This is a genomic window from Candidatus Magnetaquiglobus sp. (assembly GCF_058402785.1).
Genome location: NZ_JBZVFG010000039.1, coordinates 24,227 through 35,479, shown reverse-complemented (window position 1 = coordinate 35,479; position 11,253 = coordinate 24,227). Strand labels below are relative to the sequence as shown.

The 11,253-nt window shown below is 64.3% G+C and carries 11 protein-coding genes; all 11 read right to left on the bottom strand.

The genetic code is table 11. From position 1 onward, the window contains the following. Window positions 1–268 precede the first annotated feature (268 nt). The 11 genes from ACV4UY_RS12530 to ACV4UY_RS12480 all read right to left on the bottom strand — a co-directional run bounded on the left by ACV4UY_RS12530 (window position 269) and on the right by ACV4UY_RS12480 (window position 11,211). The gene (locus ACV4UY_RS12530; RefSeq protein WP_491607923.1) at window positions 269–937 is read right to left on the bottom strand and encodes a riboflavin synthase; all 669 of its coding nucleotides are present in this window, start codon (window positions 935–937) and stop codon (window positions 269–271) included. Then, entirely contained in the window at window positions 922–2,040 is a 1,119-nt protein-coding gene (ribD, locus tag ACV4UY_RS12525) for a bifunctional diaminohydroxyphosphoribosylaminopyrimidine deaminase/5-amino-6-(5-phosphoribosylamino)uracil reductase RibD (RefSeq protein ID WP_420903695.1), read from the bottom strand. Before ribD ends, ACV4UY_RS12530 begins: the two co-directional genes overlap by 16 nt. A 34-nt stretch (window positions 2,041–2,074) precedes the next feature. Next, window positions 2,075–3,349: a serine hydroxymethyltransferase gene (gene glyA / locus ACV4UY_RS12520; protein ID WP_491607922.1), complete on the bottom strand. Its 1,275-nt coding sequence runs from the start codon at window positions 3,347–3,349 to the stop codon at window positions 2,075–2,077. Window positions 3,350–3,431: 82 nt separating this feature from the next. Further along, window positions 3,432–3,884 (bottom strand): ribose 5-phosphate isomerase B, encoded by a 453-nt coding sequence (gene rpiB, locus ACV4UY_RS12515; RefSeq protein ID WP_491607921.1) that lies wholly within the window; start codon window positions 3,882–3,884, stop codon window positions 3,432–3,434. A 122-nt stretch (window positions 3,885–4,006) separates the two neighbouring features. Next, window positions 4,007–5,194: a tetratricopeptide repeat protein gene (locus ACV4UY_RS12510; RefSeq protein ID WP_491607920.1), complete on the bottom strand. Its 1,188-nt coding sequence runs from the start codon at window positions 5,192–5,194 to the stop codon at window positions 4,007–4,009. A gap of 21 nt (window positions 5,195–5,215) precedes the next feature. Continuing rightward, on the bottom strand, window positions 5,216–5,512 hold the full coding sequence (locus ACV4UY_RS12505; protein WP_491607919.1) for a lipopolysaccharide assembly protein LapA domain-containing protein: 297 nt from the start codon (window positions 5,510–5,512) through the stop codon (window positions 5,216–5,218). Window positions 5,513–5,674: 162 nt separating this feature from the next. Then, entirely contained in the window at window positions 5,675–5,950 is a 276-nt protein-coding gene (locus tag ACV4UY_RS12500; protein ID WP_420903690.1) for an HU family DNA-binding protein, read from the bottom strand. 51 nt (window positions 5,951–6,001) lie between these two features. After that, window positions 6,002–7,717, bottom strand: a complete 1,716-nt coding sequence (rpsA, locus tag ACV4UY_RS12495) for a 30S ribosomal protein S1 (protein WP_491607918.1) — start codon at window positions 7,715–7,717, stop codon at window positions 6,002–6,004. 248 nt (window positions 7,718–7,965) lie between these two features. Continuing rightward, entirely contained in the window at window positions 7,966–8,676 is a 711-nt protein-coding gene (gene cmk, locus ACV4UY_RS12490; protein ID WP_491607917.1) for a (d)CMP kinase, read from the bottom strand. Then, complete coding sequence (gene aroA, locus ACV4UY_RS12485) at window positions 8,673–10,016, bottom strand: 3-phosphoshikimate 1-carboxyvinyltransferase (RefSeq protein ID WP_491607916.1); 1,344 nt, start codon at window positions 10,014–10,016, stop codon at window positions 8,673–8,675. The genes cmk and aroA overlap by 4 nt, the downstream gene beginning before the upstream one ends. 295 nt (window positions 10,017–10,311) lie before the next feature. Further along, on the bottom strand, window positions 10,312–11,211 hold the full coding sequence (locus ACV4UY_RS12480) for a prephenate dehydrogenase (protein WP_491607915.1): 900 nt from the start codon (window positions 11,209–11,211) through the stop codon (window positions 10,312–10,314). Window positions 11,212–11,253: the final 42 nt, after the last annotated feature.

The following is an 11,253-nucleotide window of genomic DNA, read 5'->3' as shown; positions in this document are numbered from 1 at the left end:
CCGATTTTGGGCAACGACTCAGGGCGAATGGCACGTCAGCACATAAGCCGCCTCCCGCGGCTTTGATTTCTTGGGCCATATTCGCGGGAACGTTTCGCCAAAGACGCGAAACATTCCCGCAGCCAAGGCTGCGCGCAACGTTTTTTCGCATGAAAACGCGAAAAATCGCTCTTTTGAAGCGCGCGCTCAAGTCAGAAACAACACCTCGGAGGCTCTGCCTCCGCACTTAAACCGGGGACGGTGACCGTCCCAGGTCCCCCGCAACCGTTCAAAACCCCTGCTGCCTCAAAAACGCCTCATCCAACCCACCCCTCTTCCCACGCGCCACGCCACACTCGGCACCCCGCGCCAACAACCGCTCCACATAACGACCCAACAGATCGCTCTCGATGTTGACCTCAACCCCCGGGGCCAACCCGGCCAACGTGGTCCCGTTCTGAGTGTGCGGAATCAGGTTGATCGAGAACCGACACTCCTCCCCCACATCCTCCACCTGGTTGACCGTCAAACTCACCCCGTCGATGGCGATCGACCCCTTGGCCACGACATGACGACCCACCACCCCAGACACGCGAAACCACACCTCCAACGACCGACCGCGCGGCGCGACCCGCTCCACCCGACCCACCGCATCCACATGCCCCTGCACCAGATGGCCATCCAGCCGTCCGCCGAAACTCAACGCCCTCTCCAGATTGACACGCACGCCAGCCCGCAAGTTCCCAAGGGTCGAACTCTCCAGCGTGGCCGCCGATACCTGAGCCGCAAAACCTCCCGGCGGCAGCAACTCGACCACCGTCAGACAAACCCCGGAAACGGCGATGGAATCCCCCAACCGGACCCCGGAAAAGCGACAATCCACCCGTATAACCCACTCTGCGGCGGAACGCTCCACCGAACGGATCACCCCCACCTGCTCGATCAGGCCAGTAAACATCGCGACCCCTCGAAATCCCCCTCGATCAGCAGATCCTCACCCACCTGGCTCACGTTCATGTTGACCAGTCGCTGGGCATCGGCCAATGAACCAATGCCGATGCTGTCCAAAAGACCTCGCGAATCCTTGCCGCCGATCAACTTCGGAGCCACGAACAACGCCAGCCGATCCGCCAGCCCCGCCTCCAGCAACGCCCCGGTCAACACCGATCCGGCCTCGCACAACACGCTGGTCAAATCCAACTCCGCCAGCCGTGACATCAGATCGCTTAAATTCACCCGCCCGTCCGGGGTCTCCCTGCAAGGGATCACCCGCACGTTGGCACGCGAACCCAACGCCTCGGCACGGGCGAAGTTGGCCCCGCGTCCGGTGGCGATCCACAAGGGGGAGTCCACCGACGAATCGAACACCCGCGCGTCATCCGGAATGCGCAACCGCGAATCCACCACCACCCGCACCGGATCCCGCCCCCCCGGCATGCGACAGTTCAAACGCGGATCGTCGGCCAGAATGGTGCCGATGCCGACCAGCACCGCGTCGTGCTGATCGCGCATGCGCTGCACCCGGGCACGCGCCGCCGGACCGGTGATCCATTGGCTCTCCCCGGTCCGGGTCGCGGTCTTGCCATCCAACGAGGCGGCCAGCTTCAGGGTGATCAGCGGTCGCTCCTGCTCGATCCAGGTCACGAACGGACGGTTGAGTTCGAACGCCTCCTCGGCGCGCACCCCTACCACCACCTCGATCCCCGCCGCCCGCAACCGCTCCACGCCCCGTCCCGAAACCTGAAGGTTCGGATCGATCATCGCCACCACCACCCGCGTCACGCCGGCCCGGATCAGAGCGTCGGCGCACGGCGGAGTGCGACCGTGGTGGGAACAGGGCTCCAGATTCACATACGCACAGGCCCCGCGTGCCCGCTCGCCGGCCTCGCGCAGGGCGAACACCTCGGCATGGGGCGCTCCGGCCTGGGGATGATACCCCTGCCCCACGATCTCGCCATCCCGCACGATCACGCAACCCACCACCGGATTGGGTCGTGTGCGTCCCGTGGCCCGCGCCGCGAGACGCAAGGCCAGGGCCATGTAGCGACGATCGTGGTTCACGGGCGATCCTGGCCCCCCTGATTTCAAGAATCCGTCACATTCCGGGATAGACGGGGAATCTCCGGCACAACTCCGCCACCTGGGCGCGGGTCTCCGCCTCCACCCCGGCATCCCCCTCCGGATGGCCCGACAGGGCATCGACCACCCGCACGATCAACCGACCGATGGTGGCGAACTCCTCCGCGCCGAAACCGCGCGTGGTGGAAGCCGGCGTACCCAACCGGATCCCCGAAGTGATGAAGGGCGAGCGCGGATCGTTGGGGATCGCGTTCTTGTTGCAGGTGATTCCGGCCCGCTCCAGCGCCTTCTCGGTATCCTTGCCGGTGATGTCGCGGGAGGTGAGATCCACCAGCATCAGGTGGTTGTCGGTCCCCCCCGAGACGATGCGCAATCCGCCCGACACCAGACTCTCGGCCAGCACCCGCGCGTTGGCGCGCACCCGCTGGATGTAGGCCTTGTATTCGGGACGCGACGCCTCGCCGAAGGCCACCGCCTTGGCCGCGATCACATGCATCAACGGCCCCCCCTGGATGCCGGGGAAGATCTTGGAGTTGATCTTCTTGGCCAGATCCTCGCGATTGGTCAGGATCATGCCGCCGCGTGGACCGCGCAGGGTCTTGTGGGTGGTGGTGGTCACGATGTCGGCATGCGGGAAAGGATGGGGATGCTCGCCCACCGCCACCAGACCCGCGAAATGGGCCATGTCCACCAAAAGCGCGGAGCCGCTCTTGTCGCAGATCGCCCGGAACCGCTCAAAGTCGATCACCCGGCTGTAGGCCGAAGCCCCGGCCACGATCACCTTGGGACGGTGCTCCAGGGCCAGCGCCTCGAGCCGCTCGTAGTCGATCCGTTCGGTTTGCGGATCCAGGCCGTACTGCACCGCCTTGAAAAGCTGCCCGGAAAAGTTCGGCGCCGCGCCGTGGGTCAGATGGCCGCCATGGGCCAGCGACATGCCGAGCAGCAGTTCGCCGGGCTCCATCAACGCCAACAGCGCCGCCATGTTGGCCTGGGAGCCGGAGTGGGGCTGCACGTTGGCGAACTGGCAGCCGAACAGGCTCCTGGCCCGCTCGATGGCCAGATCCTCGGCCTTGTCCACGAATTCGCAGCCGCCGTAGTAGCGCTTGTGAGGATACCCTTCGGCATACTTGTTGGTCAGAACACTCCCCTGGGCCTCGAGAACCGGCAGACTGACGATGTTCTCCGAGGCGATCAGTTCGATCCGGTCGCGTTGCCGACCCAACTCCTCGCGGATGGCGGCAAAAATATCGGGATCGGCAAGGCGCAATGCATCCATTGTTTTGTTTTCCATGGCTCAAGATTCCCATTTCACACCACCGGGACCCACCGGTCCCAACACCCTCTCCCCGCGCGCGCCACCCGGCGCGAACCGGTCAGTGGTCGCCCTTGCCCGCCTGCTCCAGCTTGTCCAACCGCCGCTGGTGGCGTCCCCCCTCGAACGCCTCGCGCAGCCAGACATCCACGATGCCGCGTGCCACCGCGATCCCCAGCACCCGCCCCCCCAGCGCCAGCACATTGGCGTCGTTGTGCTGACGGGAGAGACGCGCGGTGTATTCGTCATGGCACAAAGCGGCCCGGATCCCGGACCAGCGGTTGGCCGCCATGCTCATCCCCAGGCCGGTGCCGCACAGCAGAATCCCCCGATCGTCCGGATCGGAGTCGAGCAACTCCCGACACAACCGGGCGGCCATGTCCGGATAATCCACCGACTCCGGACCATGCACGCCAAAATCGACCACCTCGAGTTCGTGCTGATCGCGGATCCAGTCCACCAGATCCTCTTTCAACTCGTAAGCCCCGTGATCCGCCGCCATGAAAATCCGCATCGTCCACCTCGCCACAAAATTGACACCCACATTGGCGCGTTCACAAACGTGCCTGATGGAAAAGCCCCTTCACGCCCCGACCCTGGCCTTCCCCTTGGGCGTTCCAAGGACACAAAGCGCACTCACAGGGGTTCCATGGTATCCCACTGATGACACTGCGGGCATTTCCAATAGATATCCTGCGCCTTGAAGCCACACCGACCGCACTGGAAGGCCTCCTGGGCCCCCAGCAGGCCATCCAGATGGCGGCGGGCGATCTCGAGGGCCTCCTTGCCCTGATCGCGGCGATCCAGCAGGGCGATCAGCGGGGCCACGATCACCAGGGCGCGCGGATGATGCGCCTTGCCGATCCGCAACACCTCCACCGCTTCATCCGGACGTCCGCGCCGTTCCAGAAGCCGCGCCCAGTGCAAAACCAAGCGGGGCGAACTGGCCAGGGCCGTGGTCGCGGCACGCATGCCACGGAAAAAACCCTCCTCGTCCCCGGCCTGTTCGTGGGCGCGACGCATCAGATCCAGCAGCATGAAACAGTGGCTCGGACGGCTGTTTTTGACCCCTTCGAGCACCTCGATGGCCTCGCGGGTGCGGCCCTGGGTCAGCAGCACCTCGCCGAGCAGGCGACGTCCCTCCACGCACCCCGGAAACACCCGGATCGCCTCGAAAAACTGCTCCATGGCCCGATCGCCGCCGGTCTTGGAGCCGGGTCGCTGCTGCTCCTCGAGTCCCATGCGCACCCGGATGTGCGCCTCGCGACGCGGATCCTTCTCGCCGGTCACCAGCTCCCAGCGTTTGAGAATCTCCAGGGCCTTGTCCCAGCGTCCTTCGTTTTCGTGCATGGCCTGGAGTCCGGCCAGGGCCGCCCGGTGTTCCGGATCCACCTGCAACACCTGACGATAGGCCTCCACGGCCCGGTCCACGAACCCCCCCTGCCGGTAATCCTCGGCCAGGGCGTGGAGTGCCGACGTGCGATGGGCCTCCGACAGATTGGGACGCGCGATCAGGGTTTGATGAATACGAATCGCCCGTCCCACCTCGCCGCGCGCCCGGAACAGCTTGCCGAGCGACAAATGGATCTCCACGGTCTCGGAGTTGATGCGCACGAACTTGACGAACTCCTCGATCGCCTTGTCCGGTTCATCGGCCAACAGAAAATTCAGACCGCGCAGATAAAAGGCCGACTCCCCGCCGTCCGGCTCGCGCTGGCGTGCCTGGGCACCCTCCTCCCTCCCCAGGCGGCGTCCCGCCCCGAAGATGATCGCCCCCAAGGTGACGGCCAGGGCCGTCCAACCCGCCAGGTGAGGAAAGTCCATGCCATCACAATCCGCAAAACGCTAATCGTTGATCAGGGGAAGCGTGCGCAGATTGGCCAACTCCCGCTCCAGGGCGCGGTTCTGATCGCGCAACCGCTCCATGCCGCGCCGCTGACGCGCCTCCCCCGACCATCCGGACAAGGAGCCCAGCACAAACCCCAAAAACAGGGGCACGAAAACCACCACGAACAGCGGCACGTCGCCCAGAACCCAACCGCCGGGCAGGGTCACCGACACCTCGGTCTGGTTGACAAACGCAAACAGGATGGCCACGACCCCGAAGAGCGCCGCCACGATCAAGCGGAACCAACCCAACATGCCTTATCGACCGCCCGGACAGATGAAACTCATGTGAAGGGAGGTGAATCCCCCCATGGCCGCGCCACCCGTGGCCGCGACGAAACAAAAACGGGAGGGCTCCCGAACACCCGACGTGCTTTTTTGCACCAGGGCGCCCCGGACCCCTCCCGCCGTGATCGACTACACATCCACTCGTTTGCGAAGCTCCTTGCCGGCCTTGAAAAACAGCACCCGCTTGGCATCGACCAGGACATGATCCCCGGTCTTCGGATTCCGGCCATCGCGCGAACGGCGATGCTTGACCCCGAAGCTGCCGAATCCCCGCAACTCCACCCGATCATCCCGGTCGAGCGAACCACTGATGGTTTCGAACACGGTGTTGACCGCAACTTCCGCTTCCTTGCGGGACAGCTCCATCTTCCCCGCGATGGCACTGATCAGCGACGACTTGGTCATGGCCACTCCTTACATTACAACGAGAGGATTGAGTTCAACCATCCATCCGGATCAGCGTCCGGACTGCTGTTTCTCCAGGGCCTGGCTCAACAATTCGCCCAGGCTGCTGGTGGCGCTCCCCGGATCGGAGGCATACTCCTTGATGCTCTGTCGCTCCTGGCTGATCTCCATGGACTTGATCGACAGCATCACCTTGCGCTTCTGGCGATCCACCTGGATCACCTGGGCGGTCACGTCGCCACCGACCTTGAACTCCGCGCCGTCGCGGTCATCGCGGGAGTACTCGGACTTGCGCAGGAAGCCCTCGATCTCCTCGCCCAGCTGCACCACCACGCCGGCCTGGCTCACCTCTTTCACCGAACCGGTCACGGAATCGCCCTTGTTGTGGGCATCGGCCCACAGGGTCCAGGCGTCCGGGGTGGCCTGCTTGAGGCCCAGGGAGATGCGCTCCTTGTCCGGATCCAGCGACAGAACCACCGCCTCGACCTCCTGGCCGCGCTGATAGCTCTTGAGCAGATCTTCCGGCGGATTCGGATCCCAGGTGACATCCGACAGATGCACCAGGCCGTCGATGTCGCCATCCAGGCCGACGAACAGACCGAATTCGGTGATGTTCTTGATCTCGCCGCGCACCGTGGTCCCCACGGGATAGCGTTCGGCGAAGGTCTGCCACGGATTCTCCAGGCACTGCTTGACGCCCAGGGAGATGCGACGGCGCTCGGCATCCACGTCCAGCACCATCACCTCGACCTCCTGGCCCACATTGAGCACCTTGGACGGGTGGAGATTCTTCTTGGTCCAGGCCAGCTCGGAGACGTGCGCCAGACCCTCGACACCCGCTTCCAGCTCCACGAACGCGCCGTAGTCGGTGATGTTGGTGACCACGCCCCGGAAACGGGCGCCGGCGGGATATTTGGCGCCGATGCCCTCCCACGGATCGGTCTGGAGCTGCTTGATGCCCAGGGAGATGCGTTGGGTTTCGGAGTTGAACTTGATCACCTGCACGCCCACCGTGTCACCCACCGTGACCACGCTGGAGGGGTGCTTGACCCGCTTCCAGGACATGTCGGTGATGTGCAGCAGTCCGTCGAGACCACCCAGATCCACGAACGCGCCGTAGTCGGTGATGTTCTTGACCACGCCGTCGAGGATCATCCCCTCGTGCAGGGTCTCCAGCAGGGCGGTACGGGCGCTTTCGCGCTGTTTCTCGATGACCGAGCGACGCGACACCACGATGTTGCCGCGACGGCGATCCATCTTGAGGATCTCGAAGGGTTGCTCCTCGTCCTGGAGACGAGAGATGTCGTGAACCGGACGGACATCCACCTGCGAACCCGGCAAAAACGCCGCCAGGGAGTTGATGTCCACGGTGTAGCCGCCCTTGACCTTGCCCATGATGCGACCGCGCACCACGGCACTGTCGTTGAAGGCTTTTTCCAGATTGACCCAGGCCTCTTCCCGCTTGGCCTTCTCGCGCGAGAGCACCGCCTGACCGTTCTGGTCCTCGCAGCGCTCCACGAAAACGTCCACCTTGTCACCGACCGCCAGGGTCAGGGTGCCATCGGCGTCCAAGAACTCCTTGACGTTGAGCCGGCCCTCGGACTTCAGACCGACATCGATGACAAACTCCTCGCCCTCGCGCTGGATGATGGTACCAGTGATGACCTGGCCCTCCTTGCCAACGCCCTTGCCGAACGACTCTTCCAGCAATGCGCCAAAATCTTCATCTTCAAATTCAAAATCGAGGTTTGTGGATTGAGAAGACACGGGACCTACACCTTCGGTTGATTGTGGACGGGGACCAACTCCCCACGCGGTACATCAGATTCCATTCGGCAAAACGCCGAGCCAAACCGTCGGAACGGATCCAACGGGAAAGACCGATTCAGCGGCTTTCAGGCAGCCGAGCCAAACCGTCGGAACGGATCCAACGGAAAAGAGCGATTCAGCGCCTTCCAGGTACGGGCATGCGCCTTCAGCGCCTTCCAGGTACGGGCATGCGCCTTCAGCGCCTTTCAGGTACGGGCATGCCCCTCCAGCAGGGGGGCGATCAGGCGCCAAACGGCCTGGCAACTCTCTTCCAGGTTCAGGGTGCTGGTATCGACGAGAATGGCGCCTGGCGCCGCCGCCATCGGGGCGTGGGCGCGACCGGCGTCGCGGGCATCGCGTTCGGCCATGCGTGCGATCAATTCAGTCAAATTAACAGCTTCTCCCCGCTCTTGCAACTCCACAGCACGCCGGCGTGCCCGTTCTTCGAGCGAGGCGGTTAAAAAAATCTTCAAATCCGCGTCTGGCCACACCACGCTGCCCACGTCGCGACCATCCAGGATCGCGTCATGGGCGCCACCGTAGCGCCGTTGAAAGCTCAACAGCGCGGCACGCACGCCGGGCATGGCCGCCACCTTCGAAGCGACCTGACCCACCTCTTCGGCGCGCAGGGCCAGGGTCACCTCCTCCTCGCCCAGGAAGGCCCCATATCGGCCATCCCCGAGCGCGCGGAATCCGAACGGCATCGTCCCGGCCACCCGTGCCAGTTCCGTCTCATCGGTCAGACCGTCGCGCAGACCGATCAGCCCCACCGCCCGATAGAGCGCGCCGGTCTCCAGGTAGGTCAATCCGAACCGTTGCGCCGCCGACCGGCACACCGCCCCCTTCCCCGCGCCCGCCGGTCCATCCACGGCCACCACCAGCCGCGCGCCCTTGGCGGGCCACTCCGTGTCGTTCACCGTCTCTCCCCTTGTTCATCCTGGCCGATGCGTCCGCCCAAACCGTTCATCAGTCTGGCAAACCCCGGAAACGAGGTTTCGATGTTGGCCTTTCCGGTCACCCGCACCGGCGCGCGGGCCGCCATGCCCGCCACCATCAGGGTCATGGCCACGCGGTGATCGCCGAACGCCTCCGCCACGCCACCCCCTTCCAGCCCCTCGGGGCGACCGGTCACCCGCATGCCGTCGGCCAACTCCTCGATCCGCGCCCCCTGGGCGCCGAGTCCCAGCGCGATCGCCCGGATCCGGTCGCTCTCCTTGACCCGCAACTCCTCGGCCCCGGTCACCACCGTCTCCCCTTCGGCGCACGCCGCCGCCAGGGCGAAAACCGGGAACTCATCGATCGCCCGCGGCACCACCTCGGGCGGCACCTCGATCCCTTTCAGGCGCGAATGGCGCACCACCAGGTCGGCCACCGATTCGCCGCCGGCATCGCGCGGATTGGAGACCGTGATATCCGCCCCCATGGCCAGCAGCAACTCCAGAAGACCCGTGCGGGTCGGATTCACCCCCACCCCCTTGAGCGTCACCTCCGATCCCGGCACCAGCAGGGCCGCCACCATCGGAAACGCGGCGCTGGAGACATCTCCCGGCACGGTCATCTCCAGCCCCTTGAGCCGCGAGTGTCCGGTCACCGCGACACGCAAACCCTGCTGTTCCACCGGCACCCCGAACGCGGTCAGCATCCGTTCGGTGTGATCCCGCGACAGGGCCGGTTCGGTGACCGTGGTACGTCCCGAGGCGGTCAGTCCGGCGAGCAGCACGGCGGTTTTCACCTGGGCCGAGGCCACCGGGCTGATGTAGTCGATGCCGGTCAGGTCCGACCCCTGGATCGCCAATGGCGCGAACCGGTTGGCGTCCCGACCGAGAATCCGTGCCCCCATGCGTGCCAGGGGCAGCGCCACCCGGCCCATCGGGCGTCCGCGCAGGCTCTCATCCCCGGTCAGCACCGAAAAAAAGGGCTGTCCGGCCAGCAAGCCGGCCAGAAGGCGCATCGCCGTGCCCGAGTTGCCCATGTCGAGCACGTCCAGGGGTTCGCTCAAACCATCCAGGCCCACTCCGCGAATCCGCCAGGTGCCGGATTCATCGCGGCGCGCATCAACCCCCATGGCACGAAACGCACCCACGGTCTTCAAGACATCCTCCCCTTCGAGCAGGTGATGGATCACGCTCTCTCCGTCGGCCAGGGAACCGAGGATCACCGCCCGGTGGGAGATCGACTTGTCGCCGGGCAGTTCGATCGACCCGTGCAATCCCTGGGTGGGGTGGGAGATCAACCTGGAATGTTGAATGTTGCTCAAGGCGGTTCCTTCCGAATCAACCTGACCGAAGCCCGGTTCCACTGACGGAGTTCAGGGGCCCATGGCCTCTGGTGGGATCCAAGGGCAAAGCCCTTGGGACGTTGCTTTTGACTTGAGCGCGATCTTCTCTAAAGAAGCATTTTTCGCGTTTTTTGCGAAAAAACGCTTTTTTTGAAGAGCGCGCTAAAGCTAAAATCAAAAGCCAAACCTCGGAGGCTCTGCCTCCGAACCTCCGCCGGGGACCTTCGGCTTCCGGTCCCCCGCAACCGCGGAGATCCCGCTCGTCGCTTCCCGACTACTCGCTCTCCACCGGCTTTTTGTGCGACGACAAAATCCCATCCCGCGTCCGCTTCGACCGGGCAAACGCCCCATACAAACCATCCCGATCCCCATCCCGCACCCTCTGCGTCAAAACTTCCAACGCATCCCGAAACCGATGCAGAATGTCCAGGATCGACTCCCGATTGGCCACGCAAATGTCCCGCCACATGGCTGGATCCGACGAGGCTATCCGCGTGAAATCCCGAAATCCCCCCGCCGCATACCGAAACACCTCGGCGCGAATGTCATCCTCCAGATCCGACAACGTGTTGACCACATTGTAGGCAATGAGATGCGGCAAATGGCTGGTCGCGGCCAATACCCGGTCATGCGTGGACACATCCATGGTCTCCACCCGCGACCCGACCGCCTCCCAAACCTGACGCACCAACTCCAAAGCCTCGGGATCGGTCCGCTCCGTGGGGGTGAGAATCGTGCGACTCCCTTCATACAACGTGGCGAACGATGCCTCCACCCCGGAAAACTCCGTGCCCGCGATCGGATGCCCCCCCACGAAATGCACCCCCTCGGGCATCATCGCCTCGCAAGGACCCACCACCGTCCCCTTCACACTGCCCGCATCGGTCACCACCGCGCCAAACTCCAACGCAGAGGCGAAATCCTCGACAATCCGCGGAATGGTCACCACCGGCGTGGCCACCACCACCAGATTCGCACCCCGCACCCCCTGGGCCGCCGAAGTGGTCCAATGGTCAATCACCCCCAACTCCATGGCGCGCGCCAATGAATCACGGGTGCGGTTCACCCCCACCACCTCGCCCACCAGATCACGCTCCTTGAGCGCACGGGCCAACGACCCACCGATCAATCCGACCCCGATGATCGCCAAACGTTGAATAAACAGAGACTTCATGTCGCCATCTTTAAATTTGAATAGAAAACGGATTGCAGTTTG